Consider the following 18,094-nt stretch of genomic DNA (forward strand, 5'->3'; position numbering starts at 1 on the left):
TATTGCCCTTAAATGTGATCGGTCAGTTGAGAACGCTTACGCCTGTCAGCCTGCTGCTTCGCTAACGCAAGTTCTTCGCGCACGCGCCTGATAATGGTTTCTTCATCCAGTTTCTGGCCGCTAAAGTCGAAGTTGAGGTTATACACGTCACCACCAGGCGCAGGCATCAGCGCAGCGACGGAAGCTGCAGACGGCGATGCAGAAACAGGCACCCGCGCGGCAGGTTTTTCAATTTGCCACGGGGTAACGGAAGCGATGAGCGATCCGGCCTGCTGCGTCACCCAGTCTGTGAGGGATGGTAGTTGGCGCTGAGTCTGCTTAAGCGGTTCCGAATATCCACCAGGGATCGGGATATAGGGCTGCTTATTCTTGAAGACGATTTCGCCCGGGCCGTCTTTCTTTCTGTCAGTATTGGCGGCGATCTTGTCCAGGCTGCTACTCATTTTGGGAGCAATGTTGGCCGGGCCTTTGAGCGAGTTAATCAGGTTTGCCTGTTTTTTCTGCTCTTCGGTTTTCTTTTTCTCTTCGGCCTTTTTGCTTTCCTTCGCGACTGCCTGCACGTCACCAGAAAAGGCGTTAACCCGGTCTGCCAGATTGTTGACCGCATCCGGCGCCATTTGCTGCGCAACCTGCTGCGCTGCTTTTGCTGCGTCGGGAATGGCGCCCAGCTTTTCCAGAATCCAGCCCAGCCCTTTGGCTACTGCCTGAATGGGAAGCGTCAGTGCGCTGATTGCCGCCCCTACCACCTTGCCGAATGTTTCCCCTGCACTGGTGCAGGATGCCAGCGCTTCACTGGAAAACTGGATCGGTTCCAGTAGTTTGGTAAACCATTCCCAGACGCCGCTAATCGCGTTGCCGATGCTGTTAAAAATCGGGGCCAGTGGTGCGAATACGGCGTTAAACGCCTGCGTGATTGGTTGAAGGCCAGCCATGAGGCCGGTAAAGAATCCGCTGAAAAATGCCTTTATTGGTTGCCAGAATTTAATGACGGCCACTGCCGCCGTCGCAAAGAGCGCTATCAGCCCCCAGACCGGGGCGGAAATGCCAGCCAGCAGCGTGATCAGCGGGCCGAATACCATGCGCCCGGCGCTTGATAGTGCCTGCATGGGGGAGCCAGCAAGCCACTGGAGCGCGCCACCCAGACGCATTACGCCGCCACTGAGCCGGGCTATGCCTCCTTCACCGGCCAGCGTGGTGAAGCTGAGGCGAACAAGTGCCATCGGGCCGAGCACTGCGCCGATGGACAGCATCAGGCCACCCACGACAACCAGCAACGCGCCTATGGCTGCGGTGACTTTCATGATTGAGCCAACCAGTGCGGGGTTTGCCTCAACCCAGCGGCGGACGCTGCCAACCACCTTGCTGGCGGTAAGCATGATATCCATCAGCGGTTCGCGGAGCGTTTCACCTGCTGAACTGAATGCGTTAACCGCACCGGTTTTGGTCAGCTGCCACTGAGCTGAAAGAGAGGCTTTATTGATATCAGATTCCCGACTCATGGAACCTTTAGCGGCTGCGCCCTGCGTCAGTTCGATCTGTCGCCGGAGTTCGGGCAGATTGTTGGCAAGTTTCTGGGCGTCGTCGCCGAATTCTTTGCCGAAAATCTGGGTAAGGTTGGCTACCTGCTTATCTGGTGCCAGTTTTTTCGATGCTTCAAGGACTGAAATAATCGTGCCCATTGCGTCCACTGACATGCTTTTCTGGACTTTTTCAGCATTGACGCCGATTTCATTCAGCGCACCCAGGAATTTATCGCTTTGCACTGTGGCGATCGACAGTTCACGCACCATTGCATTGGTGGCGCTGGCGGCAACTTCGGTAGTTGATCCAAGCGTCAGGAATGTGGAGCCCAGCGCTGCAGCTTGTGAGTAATCCAGTTGGCTGGCAAGCCCGCCAATGCGCTGCAGAACGTCGATAATGTCGGAGCCTTTCGACTTCGCGTTATCGTCCAGAAAGTTGATGGCGTCGCCTAGCCGTTCAATATTCTGAGTAGGGATTTTATACAGCCCGGCAATTTTCCCCAGGCTTTCAGAAAGCTGATCGGCGGGCAGTTCAAAGGCTACCGAAGCCTTTGCCGCCATGCTGGCAAAAGACAGCAGATCGGCCTTTTGTTTTTGCCACGGATCATCACTGTTAGCTACACCCATACGCGCGCCGCCCTCGACCAGCGCGGCATAGTCAACAGCACCGTTAGCCATCGGCAGCTTTTCGCTGGCCTCCATGATCGCTCGCTGCATTTCCTGATACTGCGGGGTGCGGTTGCCGCTATCGTCGCGTAAGCCGTTTACCTGTTTGGCTACGCCCTTCATCGCGTCTTCAAGGCTGCTGTAGGATTTCACCGCAGCGGCGACAGGTGCGAGGGTTGCCGCGCCCACGGTGGCGGTTTTCATCCCCCCGCTCATCATCTTTTCGCCGGTTTCTTTAGAGCGACTATACCGGGCTTGCGCATGGTTAACAGCGTCAAGCCGTCGCTGCTGTTCAGCAAGTTGGCGGTTGTATTGCGCGGTGCGCTGGTTGATCTGTTCCGTCGCACGGCTGGCGCTACTGATCGCAATGCCTTCGCTGTAGAAACTGGCACGCAACTGGTTAAGCTGCGTCTGCTCGCCTTTCTGCTGCTGGGTTAACTGGCGAATGGCTGCTCGTTGCTGATTGAGGGCGGCAACCTGTTCGGCGCTGCGCTGGCGTAACGGGCCATAAGCCGCCGCCATTTGCCGGGCCTGTTCTTTCGCCTGGGCCAGTTGTTCGGTGGTTTTTTTATTGGCTGCGGTGAGGCGGTCAAAGCTGGTTGCCTGACGCTCAAGCCCTTTAATGCTGGTTTTGGTCTGGTTGATTTGAGACGCCAACGCGGCGGCACTCTGGCGCGCCGCGTTGACAGGACGGGACATGTTATTCAGGGCGCTGAATGCCACCCTGATATTTAAATTGCGGTCTGCCATTTAGTGATCTCCACCACTGCGCGCAGCCGCCTGATCACGCCATAACAGTATTTCCTGTACCGTCATGGCGTCCATCTCTACCGGCCGCCAGTGGAATATGACGGCGATATCTGCCATCAGGTCTTCTATGCGTTCGCAGGGGCATCGGATGATTCGTTGCCCGTATCCGTCGCGGTCAGATCCGAAGAGGGTTGCAAAAAATCAACCACCGCGTTGGCTAACTGGCAGAAATCCCAGGTATCCATGCGGGCAATTTCATCGGCGGTTAGTGCCGGAGCCGTGACGCGGGGCAGCAGAATAACCAGCGCGTCATAGTTTGACGTCAGAACGTCATAGGCTTTTAAGCCGCGCAGTGATCCAGCCTGTTTAAGCACGGAAGTGATCGCCACTTCGGTGATTTTGGTCTTACCGCGCGTAATAGGGGCGGTAAGAATAACGGTGTTTTCTTTGGTCTTGCTCATGGTGCCGGGTTTCCTTATAGGCCGATGTTAGCGCGGTGTTTTTCCAGCACGTCCACACCGGCAACTTTGTAAATCATGTTGAGCACATCAACTTCGATAATCTCTTCACCGTTGATGGTCAGCTTGTAATACGTGTTTTTCAGAGTGTACTTATGCGAAGTGTCATCCCCGACTTTTGCCGAACCGGGATCCAGTTCAGTGAAGCGCCCACGCGTCTGGATTTCGCACGGTACAGCGTCGCCGGTCGCGTCATCCTGATAAGAGCCAGCAAAACGTGTTTGCATTCCGTCAGCGGTGGTAATGCCCCATTTTTTCAGCAATCCGGCATCCAGACCGCCCAGCGTGATATCCATATCCAGGGCACCAGCGTCGAAGCCAAGATCCACCGCAACCGAACCCGGCATACCGCCCGCCTGGTAGTCTTCGGTTTTTTTGGTGAGTTTGGCGGGGGTGATTTCCGGCACCATGCCGAAGTAGTTATCCCCGTCAAAGAACATATTGAAATATTTGAGTTTCTTAGGCAGTGCCATAAGCGCCCCCGGTTAGTTATTCACTGCGCTGGAAAACGTAGCGAAATATTCGTCGGTGAACTCCTGTACCAGGCTGAGATTTTCCAGCGGCGGAACAGGGGTGTAGTTGTACTTAATGGTCAGTTGACCATTGCGCAGGGTTTCCGAGGTATTCGGTTCCGGGTCATACCAGCACCGCGCGCCCAGCAGTTTGCCAGCCGTCACATATGAGGTCAGTTTCCTGTTGATGCCGTCCACGATGTCCTTAACAAGCGACGGGGTAAGCGGTTTATCAACGTAGGCGAAATGGGCTTCGGCGATGGTATCCGCAACGATCTGTGCGGTTCGGGTATAGCTTTCGAAGATATACGTTTCCGCATCGCAGGTGCGCGATCCCCAGATGCGGTAGCCGTCCTGCTTAATCAGCGTGGTAACGCCTGCGGCGTTCAGTTCGTCGGCGTCGGTATCGGTGCCCTGCAAGGTGAAATAGATATCCCGATCCATCCCCAGCACGTTATTAACGGGCACGTTAGAAATGGTTTTATGCCAGCCCTGCGTTGCGTCGATTTTGGCGCGCATCCCAACCGCATGGGCACCCACGGGCACGGTGGCATTGGCCCCGGCGTTGGTGTCGTAGCAGATGAAGTTAGGCCAGATAACCATCATTTCGCGCTGTGCGAACTGTTGGCGGTATTCCTTCACTTCGGCGATCGTGTTGCAGCCGTTTGCTGCCACGTATGCAAACGCGCGCAGCTTTTCGGCAATGACGCCGAGCTGCGCGGCCACCGCTTCCGTATCAAGCCCGGGAACAGCCAGGACACGCGGGCGCACACCTACACGCATTTCGGCAGACAGCAGCGCGTACATGCCGGTAAAGCGCCCGTTTGCATCGGTGCCGCCAATAACCAGTTGATCCTGCGTCTGTGCGGTGCCGCCTTCTGGCGGTTCGACATTCGCAGCATCGGCAACGCGGATCACGATAGTTTGCGGACTGGCCTGGTCTGAAATCGCTTTCAGGGTGGTAAACAGGGTGCCGGTTTTACCTGCCTTGCCGAGCATGTTAGCCGCGCGGGTGATCAGTACAGGTGTATCCAGCGGAAACGCTGTTTCGTCTGCATCATCAGCAATGCAGACAACGCCGATCACCGCCGAATCAATGTCGGTGATCATCGTGCTAAGGTCGGTGGTTTCCGTGACGGTTACACCGTGATGGTAGTTAAGGGCCATGTATTTGCCTCGCCAGTTTAATGACTGCGTATATCATTGCGGCAATAACTGGCGGATGCGATGAATAAGGATTGTCAGCAACCCGCAACAATGACCGGGCGTTGTTCATACGCGCGCGCGTGGCGACGATGTACCCCATCATGTTAAGGGGTGCCTATGGACACAACAGAAAACCGATATTCGCCGCGCCCGGCGTTCAGTATTGAGATTGAAGGTAAGCAGCTTACAGCGCTGGATAACCGGTTGATCTCTCTTTGTTTGACAGACAACCGGGGCTTTGAAGCGGATACGCTGGATCTGACGCTGGATGATGCAGACGGTCAGGTAGCATTACCATCACGCGGCGCAAAGATATCGGTGGCGCTGGGCTGGGATAATGATCCGCTGGTTTTTAAGGGCCTGTATACGGTTGACGAGATCGGACACGCTGGCCCACCAGATCAGTTAACGATCAGCGCCAGAAGCGCGGATTTTCGCGATACCTTCAACGTGAAAAGGGAATACAGTTGGCACGATATAACCGTAGGGGATGTGGTCGCCAGTATTGCCAGCCGCTACGATCTGCGTGCGGGTGTCAGCGAAGAACTGGCGAAGGTTGAGATAGACCATGCAGATCAGACGAGTGAATCAGATATCAGCTTCTTAACGCGCATGGCCGAAATGCTGGGCGCGGTGGCAACCATTAAAAACGGTATGCTTCTGTTTATCACGCCGGGCAAAGGAGTGACGCAAAGCGGCAAGCCGCTTCCGGCGATCGAGATAGTCAGGTCAAGCGGTGACAAGCACCGGTTTAATATCGCCGACAGAGACGCATACACGGGCGTAACTGCGTACTGGCTTGATCTCAATTTTGGCAAAAAACCCTCCACTTCTGTGAAGAAAACTGCCAGCAAGCGCCGAACCAGCCAGGCAAACAAGAAAGCATCTGCATCCAGTAGCAAGGAGGGGGATTATCTTGCCGGGGCTGAGGGCAACGTTTTCGTGATCCGCAAAACATTCAAAACGGAAAAGGCGGCAAAGCGTGCCGCCGCCGCTAAGTGGCGTGAGTTACAGCGCGGGGCGGCTACGTTCAGCATCACCCTGGCGCGTGGCCGCGCGGATTTGTACCCTGAGCAGCCCGCCAGTGTCTACGGCTTTAAGTCCACGATCGACAGCGGAAGCTGGACGATAACGCGGTGCGTTCATGACATTGGCGCCGGAGGGTTTACCACGTCGCTGGAACTGGAAGTAAAAATCGATGACTGGACAGCGGAGAGTGACGATTAGTCGTCTTAGGCGTTATAATTGCCGTGATATTAACCAGTCCAAAAAGGAGGCCCGCGTATGGCAATGCGCTGTCCTCGCTGCCGTGCAGTAGCAAAAACCAGAACCAGCGTAGAGCTGAGTTTGCTTGTGCGGCGCAGCTATCATCAATGTCAAAATATGTTGTGCGGATACTGTTTCACCAGCATGACGGAAATAGACGGTTCACTAAACCAGACTCAGCCAGCCCCCGGCGCCCTGGTTCCTCAGAATGTTTTTCCGCGAAGTCATCATGGAGAGGATCAGCTATCGCTTGTGCTATGAAGAACCAGCAATCGCCACTTATGGTCAATATGTGGATCAATAAAAGAGATACACATTAAAAATCATATAGTTACATAAATAAAAAGGGAGCCTTCTGGCTCCCTTCGGTAACGGATGCTGTATCAGAACTGATAGCTTGCGGTCACGCTGACGTTACGCGGTTCGCCATAGACAATCGCGCCTTCAATATTCGTGTCGTAAGTCTTATCAAACAGGTTATTCACATTACCCTGCAGAGAGAAGTTCTTCGTGACCTGATAACGGGTGAAGAGGTCAACCAGCGCGTAGCTGCCCTGTGACGCTCGCCATGTGCCGTACGGCGTGTCCTGATAGGTATACACGCTGTTTTGCCAGTTAACGCCGCCACCTACGGTCAGCTCAGGCATGACCGGCAGACGATAGCTGGTAAACAGTTTCACCGTGGTACGCGGCAGCTGCGGGTTAACCGCCTTGCCCTGGTTATCTTCTGCAACGTAACGCGTCGCACCGAAGGTCATCTGCCAGTTATCCGTCAGCGCGCCGTTGATTTCAAACTCAACGCCTTTACTCACGGTACCGTCTACGCTCTCGTAAGCCGTATCCGTCGAGCCCTGAATGGTCCGGCCGGTGCTTTGTCCCAGATTATCCTGCTCAATGCGGAAGACGGAGAGGGTGGTCGTCAGACGGCTGTTCATCCAGTCGGATTTCAGACCCGCTTCGTAGTTATTACCGGTGATCGGGTCGAGATATTTGCCCGAGCTGTCGCGGTAGTTCTGCGGCTGGAAGATAGAGGTATAGCTGGCGTAGGCAGACCAGTTGTCGTTGATGTCGTAGACCAGACCCGCGTAAGGCGTGGTGTGGTTCTTCTCCATGCCGTAGGTCAGGGTGTCAATGCTCCAGTTGGTATAGCGCGCGCCGAGGATCAGGTGCAGCGGATCGGCCAGCGAGATACGGGTTGCCGCATACAGCGACTTCATGTTGGTGGTATCGTCCTGGGCGAGGGACTGCGATCCCCAGTTAGTTTCCGGGAAGTTACCGTCATAGTCGTAGAAACTGCCGAACTCATCCGGGAAGACGTTGGCCCAGGAGTTGGTGTAACGGTTAGTCTGACGGCTGAAGCTGCCGCCGATCATCACGGTGTGCTGACGACCTAACAGCTCGTAACCACCGTCAGCAAAGAGATCCACTGCATCCACTTTACGCTTGCCGCTGTTCCAGCCGGTACCGCCAATGTAGCCGTAATCCGGACCGTAGTTCACGTAAGGACCTTCCAGCATGCCGGTGCTCTTGTTGACATAGGCATCAAGGTACATCGCTTTACTGTCGAATTTCGCTTCGGTATGGGTCGCATTTAACGTGGCCTGCCAGTCGTCGGCAAAACGCTGCTTCAGCGTAAAGAAGACCTTATTGAACTCTTTGTCGTTGTAGGCCCAGTCTGGTGACGTGCTGTGTGCGCGATCGTAGTGTCTGACGCTGCCATCGGTGTTCCAGCGCGGTAAACCACCCCACGTCTGGTTGTTGATGTCGATACGCTGGTATTCGTAGCCCGCCGACAGCGCGGTGCTGGTGCCCAGGTCGGCGTCAAGAATTCCGGAGAAGAAGGTCCGCTTCTGGTTGTAGTTGTCGAGCCAGGAGTCGCTGTCCTGATAACCCGCCACGATGCGGCCGCGCAGATTGCCGTCATCCGTCAGCGGGCTTTGCATGTCCATCACGTAGCGCTGTTTGTTCCAGCTACCGTATTCCGCAGACAAATTGGCCTTAAATTCGCGGCTGGTGGCATGCTTACGCACCATATTGATCGCCGCAGAGGGGTTGCCTGTTCCGGTCATCAGACCGTTGGCGCCGCGCACCACTTCAACCCGCTCAAACAGGGCAGTGTCAGACTGAGAATCACCCAGATTCCAGCGCGATTCGAAGTAGGTTGGGATGCCATCGACCATGTAGTTGTCGATTTCAAACCCACGGGAGTAGAAGTTGCTGCGATCGGAATCGGTGGTGCTTTTGCTGATCCCCATCGTGTTGTCCATCACGTCGCCCAGCGTCTGCAACTGCTGGTCTTCCATGCGCTGCTCGCTGACGATAGTGACCGACTGCGGAATGTCACGCTGGACCATCTGCATTTTGGTGCCGACGGTTGTGGTTTTTACGCTGTAGTCCTGGCTGTCATCGCCAGATGCATCGGACTGTGAGGTACCATCGACAATGACGGTTTCCTCAGAAGGAGCAGCGAAACTGGCGGTAGGCATCAATGCCATAGCAATGCAGGCTGCCAGCAACGAAGGTGTTGCGACAGACTGAGATTGCCCTTCCCTGGATTGAATGGTGAAAGACATCATCAAACCCTTATGAACGGTGAATGGTGTGCATCAGTCTCTTAAGCGAGCTGAAATAGTTTTCTAGGTATTAATTGCGCATGAAAATGCAAATGCGAAATATACGCATTCGATTTATCACTGTAAACAGATGTTGCGGTGGTAAGTGAAATAATGTTTCAGACGGAGCAGGGAAGAGATGGTCATTCAGCGAGCAGATCGGGGCGAACCAGCAAAGAAATCGTGGGATAAGGTTGAAAGGACTGGAGAAAGTCGCTCATACTCTTGAGTCGTGTCACAAAATAATGCGCCTGCACCGGGCGGGTTGTCTCCGGTCACGTCGCCAGATTAAATGAATAAGGAAAACCTCATGGCTGAAGAAACCATTTTCAGTAAAATTATCCGCCGCGAGATCCCGGCAGATATCATCTATCAGGATGAACTGGTTACTGCTTTTCGCGACATTTCCCCGCAGGCGCCTACCCACATTCTTATTATCCCCAATATTCTGATTCCTACGGTAAATGACGTGAAAACTGAGCATGAACTGGCATTAGGCCGTATGCTGACAGTAGCAGCGAAAATCGCTGAGCAGGAAGGGATTGCCGAGGAGGGTTACCGTTTGATCATGAACTGCAACCGCCACGGTGGGCAGGAAGTTTATCACATTCATATGCATCTGCTGGGCGGACGTCCGCTGGGCCCGATGCTGGCGCATAAAGGTCTCTAAGATGCAAAGAGGATGGATGGCGGCTCTGGTCATGGCGACGGTGTTAGCGGGATGCAGCTCGCAACCCTCGATACCCGTCAATGACGATCAGACGCTGGTAATGGAGTCATCGGTGCTGGCTGCAGGGATCACCGCGGATCAGCCTTCGCTTACCACTAGCGAAATTCAACCGTCCGCCTCCTCTGTGCTGTTTAATGAAAGAGATGAGCCGGTTACCGTTCACTACCGCTTTTTCTGGTATGACAACCGTGGCCTGGAGATGCATCCACTGGAAGCGCCGCGCAGCGTAATCATACCGGCAAAATCGTCGGTTAAGCTTTACGGCAGCGCAAACTACCTGGGTGCGCATAAGGTCAGACTTTATTTATATCTCTGAGGGGTGAATTTTGATTAATAACTTCAGTCGTTACGCGCTTGTCACGGCTTTTGCACTGTTCCTGTCGGGCTGTATTAGCCGCACTGAGCAACCACCGGCACCGGTGGAAGAGGTTAAACCGGGCGTTGAGCAGCCGGTTGAGCCAACCCAGCCAGTCCCAACCGTACCGACCGTGCCGTCAGTACCGGAGCAGCCAGGCCCGATCGAGCATCAGGAGCAGCCTGCTCAGCCCACACCGCGTGAACGTCACTACGACTGGAACGGGGCAATGCAACCGATGGTCGGCAAGATGCTGCAGGCGCAGGGCGTGACAGCGGGCAGCGTGCTGCTGGTGGACAGCGTCAACAACCGCACTAACGGCAGCCTGAATGCGGGTGAAGCCACCGAAACGCTGCGTAATGCGCTGGCGAATAACGGGAAGTTCACGCTGGTATCCGCGCAGCAGCTTGCGGTGGCCAAACAGCAGTTGGGCCTCTCTGCGCAGGACAGCCTGGGCTCGCGCAGCAAAGCTATCGGTATTGCCCGTAACGTGGGCGCCCAGTACGTGCTCTATTCCAGCGCGACCGGTAATGTTAACTCCCCGGCGCTGCAAATGCAGTTGATGCTGGTTCAGACAGGTGAAATTATCTGGTCGGGTAAAGGTGCAGTTCAGCAACAGTAACCTGACGCGCGACACGCTGCTGTCGCGCTTTTTCCCGCAGTTTCGCATCATCGCGCCGCCAGCCCACGCCGGGTTGAGCGGCGCGAGCTGCATTATTGAGCATGCTGGACACCGTCTGGTGCTGCGCCAGTGCCATGCCGGGCTGGCAACGCCTGCCCATTTTCGCCGTCAGTACCATGCCCTGCGCCATCTTCCCGCCGACATTGCTCCTCAACCGCGTTTTTACAGTCCTGGCTGGATGGCGGTGGATTATCTGGCGGGCGATATCAAAACCACGTTGCCCGCCGCACCTGCGCTGGCCGCAATGCTGTATCATCTCCATCAACAGCCGACGTTCGGCTGGCGCATCACCCTGACGCCGCTGCTGGAACAGTACTGGCTACAGGCCTCGCCCTCCCGACGCACGCCGCTATGGCTGAGATGGCACAAGCGCCTGCTAAAACGAGGAGAGCCGCGCCCGCTGCGCCTGGCGCCGCTGCATATGGACGTTCATGCGGGTAATATCGTGCATACCGACCTCGGCAGTCGGCTGCTGGACTGGGAGTACGCCGGTGATGGTGACGTGGTGCTGGAGCTTGCCAGCGTCTGGACCGATGGTGACGCCGGGCGTCAGGCATTGCTCGCCGCCTATGCAGAGGCCGCACAGCTTGACCTGACGCAGCTGCAACGACAGGTGAAGCGCTGGCGCCCCTGGGTGCTGATGCTGATGGCGGGCTGGTTTGAGCTGCGCTGGCAGCAATCACAAAACAAACAATTTATAACCCTGGCCGATGAAGTCTGGCGCCAGTTAGCAACGAGAGAATAAGAGAGGTTCGTGTGGGTCCGGTCATGTTGGATGTGGAAGGTTATGAGCTGGATGCGGAGGAGCGCGAGATCCTGGCGCACCCGCTGGTGGGTGGCCTGATCCTGTTTACCCGTAATTATCACGATCCGGCGCAGCTGCGCGAGCTGGTCCGCCAGATCCGCGACGCTTCCCATCACCGGCTGGTAGTGGCGGTGGATCAGGAGGGGGGACGCGTGCAGCGTTTCCGCGACGGCTTTACCCGTCTGCCGGCTGCCCAGTCCTTTGCGGCACTGCTCGGGCTGGAAGAGGGCGGCAAGCTGGCGCAGGAGGCGGGCTGGCTGATGGCCAGCGAAATGATCGCCATGGATATTGATATCAGCTTCGCCCCGGTGCTGGACGTGGGCCATATCAGCGCCGCTATCGGCGAGCGTTCTTACCATGATGAACCGCAGAAGGCGCTGCAGGTGGCGACCCGCTTTATCGACGGGATGCACGAAGCGGGGATGAAAACCACGGGTAAACACTTCCCGGGTCATGGCGCCGTCACGGCGGACTCCCATAAAGAGACCCCGCGCGACCCACGGCCACAGGCGGAGATCCGCGCCCGGGATATGTCGATTTTCAAATCGCTTATCAGCGACAACAAGCTCGACGCCATCATGCCCGCGCATGTGATCTACACCGATGTCGATCCCCGTCCGGCCAGCGGCTCGCCGCACTGGCTGAAAACGGTCTTGCGTCAGGAGCTGGGCTTCAACGGGGTGATTTTTTCCGACGACCTGTCGATGGAAGGGGCGGCGATCATGGGCAGCTACGCTGAACGGGGTCAGGCATCGCTGGATGCGGGTTGCGATATGATCCTGGTCTGCAATAATCGTAAAGGCGCAGTGAGCGTGTTGGATAACCTGTCGCCGATCAAGGCTGAACGTGTTACACAATTGTATCATAAAGGTTCTTTTAGCCGTCAGGAGCTGCGGGATTCCGCACGCTGGAAAACCGTGAACGCGCAGTTACAGGCGCTTCATGAGCGCTGGGAAGCGCATAAAGCGGGGCAGTAATCCCTCCTGACAAGCGTAGTGTGGCGAGGATACGATGATCATCTATTTGCACGGTTTTGATTCGAACAGTCCCGGTAATCACGAGAAAGTACTGCAGCTGCAGTTTATCGATCCGGATGTGCGTCTGATTAGCTACAGCACGCGCCATCCGAAGCATGATATGCAGCATCTGCTGAAAGAAGTGGACAAAATGCTGCAGCTGAACGTTGACGACCGTCCGTTGATTTGTGGCGTCGGCCTGGGAGGGTACTGGGCTGAGCGCATTGGGTTCCTGTGTGATATTCGCCAGGTGGTGTTCAATCCTAACCTGTTCCCGAACGAGAACATGGAAGGCAAAATCGACAGGCCGGAAGAGTATGTTGATATCGCTACCAAGTGCGTGAGCAATTTTCGTGAGAAAAACCGCGATCGCTGTCTGGTGATCCTCTCCCGCAACGATGAGGCGCTGAACAGCCCCCGTGCAGCGGAGCTGTTGCACCACTACTACGAAATTGTCTGGGACGAAGAGCAGACGCACAAGTTCAAGAATATTGCCCCCCATCTGCAGCGTATCAAAGCGTTCAAGACTTTAGGATAAGGCTCATTTTTCCAACTAAGCCCGGCCACTTTCGTGAGCCGGGCTTTCTTTTTGCTAAGCTTGGGTGAATTTTAAGCGGCAAAACTTGATGCACATCAATTTTGGTATGACCAATGCACCGAACATGTTATTCTCATGACGCTTGAATGGTTTCAGTGCTGTAACCTGTTGTTAATTAAAGGTTATTTTAATAACTTTTAGTTAACAATTGGTTAATAATTTAGGGGGTCACGTTGACTACACCATTGAAAAAGATAGTGATTGTGGGCGGCGGCGCAGGCGGGCTGGAGCTGGCTACGCAGCTGGGTAAGAAGCTCGGCCGCGGTAAAAAAGCCAAAGTTACGCTCGTCGATCGCAACCACAGCCACCTGTGGAAACCGCTGCTGCACGAAGTCGCCACCGGTTCTCTGGATGAGGGCGTGGACGCGCTGAGCTATCTGGCGCATGCGCGCAACCACGGGTTCCAGTTCCAGCTGGGTTCAGTGGTCGATATCAACCGTGAAAGCAAAACTATTACGCTGGCAGAGCTGCGTGACGAGAAGGGCGAGCTGCTGGTGCCGGAGCGCAAGCTGGCGTATGACACGCTGGTGATGGCGCTGGGCAGCACCTCCAACGACTTCAACACCCCGGGCGTAAAAGAGAACTGCATCTTCCTCGACAACCCGCATCAGGCGCGTCGTTTCCATCAGGAGATGCTGAACCTGTTCCTGAAATATTCCAATAACCTCGGCGCAAGCGGCAAGGTAAATATTGCTATTGTCGGCGGTGGCGCGACGGGCGTTGAGCTCTCTGCGGAGTTGCACAATGCGGTGAAACAGCTGCACAGCTACGGCTATAAAGGCTTAACCAACGACGCGCTGAACGTGACGCTGGTGGAAGCGGGCGAACGTATTCTGCCTGCACTGCCGCCGCGTATCTCCGGCGCTGCACATAGCGAACTGACCAAGCTGGGCGTGCGTGTTCTGACCCAGACAATGGTGACCAGTGCCGATGAGCACGGCCTGAACACCAAAGACGGCGAGCACATCAAAGCCGATCTGATGGTCTGGGCGGCAGGGATCAAAGCGCCTGATTTCATGAAAGAGATCGGCGGTCTTGAAACCAACCGCATCAACCAGCTGGTGGTTGAGCCAACGCTGCAAACCACCCGCGATCCGGACATCTACGCCATTGGCGACTGCGCCTCATGCGCCCGCCCGGAGGGTGGATTCGTACCACCGCGCGCTCAGGCTGCTCACCAGATGGCAAGCCTGGCGCTGCACAACATCCTGGCCCAGGCGAAGGGCAAAACCCTGAAGAGCTACGTCTATAAAGATCACGGTTCCCTGGTTTCGCTTTCGAACTTCTCCACCGTGGGCAGCCTGATGGGTAACCTGATGCGCGGTTCAATGATGGTCGAGGGGCGCATTGCCCGCTTCGTCTACATCTCCCTGTACCGTATGCACCAGGTTGCGCTGCACGGTTACTTCAAAACCGGGCTGATGATGGTGGTTGGCAGCATCAACCGCGTGATCCGTCCGCGACTGAAACTGCACTGAGTTCTAAGCCCCTCCGCATCCGCGGTGGGGCTTTTTTAGCATATCGTTCTGCAAAACGCCCTCTCAGGGTCTAAGAGTCCTCCTAAACCAGCCAGTTTTGCGCTTGTCGCCGCATTTTTAATCCTTTCTCTGATTTGCCTGCGTACACCTTTCGTTGCAAAATTGTTACTAATAGCAATAAAAAGGAGAACGTCACATGAATAAATCCATGGTGGCAGGTATAGGGATTGGCGTGGTTGCCGCATTAGGTGTGGCGGCCGTTGCCAGTCTTAATGTTTTTGATCGTGGCCCACAATATGCGCAGGTGGTTTCGGCTACACCTATCAAAGAGACGGTAAAAACACCGCGCCAGGAGTGCCGCAACGTGACCGTAACGCATCGCCGCCCTGTGCAGGATGAAAACCGTATCGCCGGTTCCGTTCTTGGCGCGGTAGCCGGCGGGGTGATTGGTCACCAGTTTGGTGGCGGCCGCGGTAAAGATGTCGCAACGGTAGTGGGTGCCTTAGGTGGTGGTTACGCCGGGAATCAGGCGCAGGGTGCTCTGCAGGAGCGCGATACCTACACCACGACCCAACAGCGTTGTAAGACGGTCTATGACAAATCAGAGAAAATGCTCGGCTATGATGTGACCTATAAAATTGGCGATCAGCAGGGCAAGATCCGTATGGATAAAGATCCCGGCACCCAGATCCCGCTTAACGGCGACGGTCAGCTGGTACTGAATAACAAAGCATAAAAAAATCTGTTCTCTGCATTTAGCTCCCCATTCGCTCAGGCTGGGGAGCTTTTTTTGCGCAAAAAAAAGACCTTAACACCGGCGCCGGTTGCGCGATGACTAAGGTCTTTATCGGGATACAGCAGGGTAAGAGTGGTTAGAGGTCGAATTCGTGATACTGGCGTAGCAGCAAAAATCCCGTTATCAGTACGGAAAGAAAAGCAAATAAAACTGACCCACCACATAAAACCCAGAGACCGAATAACAATGTAATTACTATTAACACCTTGAATAAAGGTAATAGCAAAATCATTTATATTCTCCTTCTGAATGTGTATAGCCAGAACTTCTCCGCCACAACTCATGCGCCTAATCATTAGCACATCAATAATCACACAATAAAGAATAGCAAACAGCAGAGCCAGGGGAGTAATTTTTGCCAAGCTTTGAGAAAGTATAGTTGAGAGGAGGGGATCAGGGCGGCAGGCCGCCCTGACGATCAGGCTTTCAGAAGTTCGGGCCACAGACGCAGGGTAATTTGCGTTATGGTCAGCAGTTTTTCCAGGCTGGCGCCTTCCCGGGCGCTGATGGACATGCCCTGTAAAACGCAGTTCAGATATTGGGCAAGTTTATGGGGATCGCTCTGGGCCGGGATCTCACCGCGCAGCTGACGCTGCTGTAAAAACCGGCACAGCGTCTCTTCCTGCATGGCATGGCGTGATTTCACCGTGTGGGCAATCTCTTCCGAAGAGGCAGCAAGCGTCGCCGAGGTATTAATCATAAAGCAGCCCGCAGGCGTATCTTTGCTGGTAAAGCAGGTCGCCACTGCGGTGAAGTAGTCTTCCAGCGCCTGTTCGACGCGCTTCTCTTCGCAGAACAGCTGCGCTTCATGGCGTGCGGCGAAGCGGCTGATATAGCGATCCAGCACCGCGCGGAACAGCCCCTCTTTATTGGTAAATTCTGCATACAGCGTAGGCGCTTTCGCCCCCGTCGCGGCAACCAGGTCTGCCAGCGATGTCGCTTCATACCCATGCTGCCAGAACAGCGTCATGGCCTTATCCAGCGCCGCTTCCCTGTCGAACACTTTTGGTCGGCCACGGCTTTTCTTTTCGCAACGCGTGTCATCGGTTGTCATGAGCCGTTGTACCTCTGTTGGTTTGTTGAACGACCATTATAAAAATAATCCCTTTCTGCGACCAGCGCTGAATGGATAAAAATTTATTCATCATATCAATATGAATTTTAACGCTTTTAAAATTATTTTAATGATCGTTATAAAAATAAATTGACGTGTGATGCAGATCACACCTATCATTTTGTTATCGATCGTTAAGTTAATGCTTACGACATCCCTTCACTTGCAAAAGGTCTTTATCATGAAAAACGTAAAAACAGTGATCGCCGCCGCCGTACTTAGCTCACTCTCATTTGCCAGCTTTGCAGCAGTTCAGGTGCAGTCTACCCCTGCCGATCAACAAAAAGTGGGCACTATCGCCGCGACGGGTGGGACTAACCTGGATTCACTGGAAAGCCAGTTAGCGCAAAAAGCGGATGAAATGGGTGCGAAATCTTACCGTATCACTTCCGTTACCGGCCCAAACACCCTGCACGGTACTGCGGTGATCTACAAATAAGCATGGCTTAACCCTCATTAATGCCACTGCGAAAAAAAACGCTCTGCCTGTGCAGAGCGTTTTTTGTTTGTGCAGTTTACATCGACTGGGTTACAGGATGTGGCGTCACGTCCACCGGCATACCCGAACGCGCTTCCATGGCGCGCTCCATCACCACCTCGTCAGCGCTGGCCTTAAAACCCTGCTGGGCGGCATTGAGGATAATCGGCAGGGTTTGCGGATCGTCATTCAGCTGCTTCGACAGCGGCTGGTGTACCTCCACCAGACGCACGCCGCCTGGCTCTTCCGACACCTTGATCGGCGTATTCATGATATTCACTTTGGTGCCGGGCTGGATGACACGGAACAGCGTCTCGATGTCATTGTCCCGCAGGCGAATACAGCCGGAACTCACGCGCATGCCGATGCCAAAATCGGCATTGGTGCCATGCAGCAGATACACCCCACCGTAGGCTGCGAGGCGAATGGCGTGATGTCCCATCGGGTTTTCCGGCCCGGCGGGCACCACCGCAGGCAGATCGATACCCTGGGCTTTATAGCGGGCGCGGATGTTGGCGGTTGGGGTCCAGGTCGGATTGGCGCGTTTGTCCGACACCGTAGTCACCATCGTTGGCGTCAGGGTATCGCCCCCCAGCTGACCAATGCCGATGGGGTAAACCGTGACCTCATTTTTACCCGGCGGGTAATAGTAGAGCCGCAGCTCGGCCAGGTTGATCACAATTCCTTCCCGCGGCGCGTCGGGGAGCAGGGTTTGCAGCGGGATAGTCAGCACGCTACCCGCGCGGGGAACGTAGGGGTCAACGCCCGGATTTGCCTGCAACAGGGCCAGGAAACCGACGTTATATTTTTTGGCAATGGCTTCCAGCGAGCCACCATCGTTCTCGACCACATGAAAACGATTTTCGCCCACCAGCCGACTGCCCGCCGGGGGCAAGGGCCAGGTATTGGCCCGGGCGGGCAGGGCAAGCGCCAGGGTCGCGAGGAGCGCAACCAGGGGTATCCAACGGGTAAAACGCGACGTTTTTTTCATC

Annotated in this window: 20 protein-coding genes; 11 read left to right on the top strand and 9 right to left on the bottom strand. The window is 55.1% G+C overall.

Features of this window, described 5'->3' with window-relative positions; all coding sequences use genetic code 11:
* Positions 1-8: 8 nt before the first annotated feature.
* From FFB58_RS00835 to FFB58_RS00855, 5 genes are read right to left on the bottom strand one after another with little or no spacing between them, the layout of a single operon-like run.
* Complete coding sequence (locus FFB58_RS00835; RefSeq protein WP_138368676.1) at positions 9-2,936, bottom strand: phage tail tape measure protein; 2,928 nt, start codon at positions 2,934-2,936, stop codon at positions 9-11.
* A complete protein-coding gene (locus tag FFB58_RS23115) occupies positions 2,937-3,053 on the bottom strand; it encodes a GpE family phage tail protein (protein WP_000763324.1) in 117 nt (38 codons plus the stop codon). It lies immediately after the preceding gene.
* A gap of 8 nt (positions 3,054-3,061) precedes the next feature.
* Positions 3,062-3,397, bottom strand: a complete 336-nt coding sequence (locus tag FFB58_RS00845) for a hypothetical protein (protein WP_000047593.1) — start codon at positions 3,395-3,397, stop codon at positions 3,062-3,064.
* Between the two features lie 14 nt (positions 3,398-3,411).
* Positions 3,412-3,927 carry a phage major tail tube protein gene (locus tag FFB58_RS00850; RefSeq protein ID WP_138368677.1) on the bottom strand — a complete coding sequence of 172 codons (516 nt, stop codon included), beginning with the start codon at positions 3,925-3,927 and terminating at the stop codon, positions 3,412-3,414.
* A gap of 12 nt (positions 3,928-3,939) precedes the next feature.
* Positions 3,940-5,133, bottom strand: coding sequence for a phage tail sheath subtilisin-like domain-containing protein (locus FFB58_RS00855; RefSeq protein ID WP_138368678.1), 1,194 nt, complete (start codon positions 5,131-5,133; stop codon positions 3,940-3,942).
* A 156-nt stretch (positions 5,134-5,289) separates the two neighbouring features.
* Here FFB58_RS00855 and FFB58_RS00860 point away from each other — a divergent pair, with 156 nt between their 5' ends.
* Positions 5,290-6,399 (top strand): phage late control D family protein, encoded by a 1,110-nt coding sequence (locus tag FFB58_RS00860; protein WP_138368679.1) that lies wholly within the window; start codon positions 5,290-5,292, stop codon positions 6,397-6,399.
* 63 nt (positions 6,400-6,462) lie between these two features.
* The gene (locus FFB58_RS00865) at positions 6,463-6,699 is read left to right on the top strand and encodes an ogr/Delta-like zinc finger family protein (protein WP_286172530.1); all 237 of its coding nucleotides are present in this window, start codon (positions 6,463-6,465) and stop codon (positions 6,697-6,699) included.
* A 122-nt stretch (positions 6,700-6,821) separates the two neighbouring features.
* Here FFB58_RS00865 and fhuE read toward each other — a convergent pair whose 3' ends face one another.
* Complete coding sequence (gene fhuE / locus FFB58_RS00870; RefSeq protein WP_039028938.1) at positions 6,822-9,011, bottom strand: ferric-rhodotorulic acid/ferric-coprogen receptor FhuE; 2,190 nt, start codon at positions 9,009-9,011, stop codon at positions 6,822-6,824.
* A gap of 349 nt (positions 9,012-9,360) precedes the next feature.
* Between fhuE and hinT the strand changes: the two genes are divergently transcribed.
* From hinT to FFB58_RS00910, 8 genes are all read left to right on the top strand, one after another.
* Positions 9,361-9,720, top strand: coding sequence for a purine nucleoside phosphoramidase (gene hinT / locus FFB58_RS00875; protein ID WP_138368681.1), 360 nt, complete (start codon positions 9,361-9,363; stop codon positions 9,718-9,720).
* Between the two features lies 1 nt (position 9,721).
* Positions 9,722-10,096, top strand: coding sequence for a YcfL family protein (locus tag FFB58_RS00880; protein ID WP_138368682.1), 375 nt, complete (start codon positions 9,722-9,724; stop codon positions 10,094-10,096).
* A 10-nt stretch (positions 10,097-10,106) separates the two neighbouring features.
* Positions 10,107-10,757: a penicillin-binding protein activator LpoB gene (lpoB, locus tag FFB58_RS00885; protein WP_255296447.1), complete on the top strand. Its 651-nt coding sequence runs from the start codon at positions 10,107-10,109 to the stop codon at positions 10,755-10,757.
* Positions 10,738-11,562 (top strand): thiamine kinase, encoded by an 825-nt coding sequence (gene thiK / locus FFB58_RS00890; RefSeq protein ID WP_138369230.1) that lies wholly within the window; start codon positions 10,738-10,740, stop codon positions 11,560-11,562. Before lpoB ends, thiK begins: the two co-directional genes overlap by 20 nt.
* 11 nt (positions 11,563-11,573) lie before the next feature.
* Positions 11,574-12,599 (top strand): beta-N-acetylhexosaminidase, encoded by a 1,026-nt coding sequence (gene nagZ / locus FFB58_RS00895; RefSeq protein ID WP_138368683.1) that lies wholly within the window; start codon positions 11,574-11,576, stop codon positions 12,597-12,599.
* A gap of 34 nt (positions 12,600-12,633) precedes the next feature.
* Entirely contained in the window at positions 12,634-13,176 is a 543-nt protein-coding gene (gene ycfP, locus FFB58_RS00900; RefSeq protein WP_032617568.1) for an alpha/beta hydrolase YcfP, read from the top strand.
* A gap of 233 nt (positions 13,177-13,409) precedes the next feature.
* Positions 13,410-14,714: an NAD(P)/FAD-dependent oxidoreductase gene (locus FFB58_RS00905; protein ID WP_039028944.1), complete on the top strand. Its 1,305-nt coding sequence runs from the start codon at positions 13,410-13,412 to the stop codon at positions 14,712-14,714.
* A gap of 196 nt (positions 14,715-14,910) precedes the next feature.
* The gene (locus FFB58_RS00910) at positions 14,911-15,450 is read left to right on the top strand and encodes a glycine zipper 2TM domain-containing protein (protein WP_039028945.1); all 540 of its coding nucleotides are present in this window, start codon (positions 14,911-14,913) and stop codon (positions 15,448-15,450) included.
* Between the two features lie 35 nt (positions 15,451-15,485).
* Here the strand turns inward: FFB58_RS00910 and FFB58_RS22820 are convergent, their stop codons facing one another.
* Positions 15,486-15,953, bottom strand: a complete 468-nt coding sequence (locus FFB58_RS22820) for a hypothetical protein (protein ID WP_171029912.1) — start codon at positions 15,951-15,953, stop codon at positions 15,486-15,488.
* The gene (locus tag FFB58_RS00915) at positions 15,929-16,564 is read right to left on the bottom strand and encodes a TetR/AcrR family transcriptional regulator (RefSeq protein ID WP_039028946.1); all 636 of its coding nucleotides are present in this window, start codon (positions 16,562-16,564) and stop codon (positions 15,929-15,931) included. The genes FFB58_RS22820 and FFB58_RS00915 overlap by 25 nt, the downstream gene beginning before the upstream one ends.
* 241 nt (positions 16,565-16,805) lie before the next feature.
* On the opposite strand from FFB58_RS00915, the gene bhsA reads away from it, so the two are divergent.
* Positions 16,806-17,063 carry a multiple stress resistance protein BhsA gene (gene bhsA, locus FFB58_RS00920; RefSeq protein ID WP_138368684.1) on the top strand — a complete coding sequence of 86 codons (258 nt, stop codon included), beginning with the start codon at positions 16,806-16,808 and terminating at the stop codon, positions 17,061-17,063.
* A gap of 76 nt (positions 17,064-17,139) precedes the next feature.
* Here the strand turns inward: bhsA and FFB58_RS00925 are convergent, their stop codons facing one another.
* On the bottom strand, positions 17,140-18,093 hold the full coding sequence (locus tag FFB58_RS00925) for a L,D-transpeptidase family protein (RefSeq protein ID WP_039028948.1): 954 nt from the start codon (positions 18,091-18,093) through the stop codon (positions 17,140-17,142).
* Between the last annotated feature and the right edge of the window lies 1 nt (position 18,094).

This window comes from Enterobacter sp. MF024 (genome assembly GCF_005843915.1).
GTDB classification, from domain to species: domain Bacteria; phylum Pseudomonadota; class Gammaproteobacteria; order Enterobacterales; family Enterobacteriaceae; genus Enterobacter; species Enterobacter barmai.

What these genes read in the sequence shown, in the direction of transcription:
- FFB58_RS00835 (WP_138368676.1), bottom strand. Translation starts at nt 2,936, where the DNA reads ATGGCAGACCGCAATTTAAATATCAGGGTGGCATTCAGCGCCCTGAAT.
- FFB58_RS23115 (WP_000763324.1), bottom strand. Translation starts at nt 3,053, where the DNA reads ATGGCAGATATCGCCGTCATATTCCACTGGCGGCCGGTAGAGATGGAC.
- FFB58_RS00845 (WP_000047593.1), bottom strand. Translation starts at nt 3,397, where the DNA reads ATGAGCAAGACCAAAGAAAACACCGTTATTCTTACCGCCCCTATTACG.
- FFB58_RS00850 (WP_138368677.1), bottom strand. Translation starts at nt 3,927, where the DNA reads ATGGCACTGCCTAAGAAACTCAAATATTTCAATATGTTCTTTGACGGG.
- FFB58_RS00855 (WP_138368678.1), bottom strand. Translation starts at nt 5,133, where the DNA reads ATGGCCCTTAACTACCATCACGGTGTAACCGTCACGGAAACCACCGAC.
- FFB58_RS00860 (WP_138368679.1), top strand. Translation starts at nt 5,290, where the DNA reads ATGGACACAACAGAAAACCGATATTCGCCGCGCCCGGCGTTCAGTATT.
- FFB58_RS00865 (WP_286172530.1), top strand. Translation starts at nt 6,463, where the DNA reads ATGCGCTGTCCTCGCTGCCGTGCAGTAGCAAAAACCAGAACCAGCGTA.
- fhuE (WP_039028938.1), bottom strand. Translation starts at nt 9,011, where the DNA reads ATGTCTTTCACCATTCAATCCAGGGAAGGGCAATCTCAGTCTGTCGCA.
- hinT (WP_138368681.1), top strand. Translation starts at nt 9,361, where the DNA reads ATGGCTGAAGAAACCATTTTCAGTAAAATTATCCGCCGCGAGATCCCG.
- FFB58_RS00880 (WP_138368682.1), top strand. Translation starts at nt 9,722, where the DNA reads ATGCAAAGAGGATGGATGGCGGCTCTGGTCATGGCGACGGTGTTAGCG.
- ycfP (WP_032617568.1), top strand. Translation starts at nt 12,634, where the DNA reads ATGATCATCTATTTGCACGGTTTTGATTCGAACAGTCCCGGTAATCAC.
- FFB58_RS00910 (WP_039028945.1), top strand. Translation starts at nt 14,911, where the DNA reads ATGAATAAATCCATGGTGGCAGGTATAGGGATTGGCGTGGTTGCCGCA.
- FFB58_RS00915 (WP_039028946.1), bottom strand. Translation starts at nt 16,564, where the DNA reads ATGACAACCGATGACACGCGTTGCGAAAAGAAAAGCCGTGGCCGACCA.
- bhsA (WP_138368684.1), top strand. Translation starts at nt 16,806, where the DNA reads ATGAAAAACGTAAAAACAGTGATCGCCGCCGCCGTACTTAGCTCACTC.
- FFB58_RS00925 (WP_039028948.1), bottom strand. Translation starts at nt 18,093, where the DNA reads ATGAAAAAAACGTCGCGTTTTACCCGTTGGATACCCCTGGTTGCGCTC.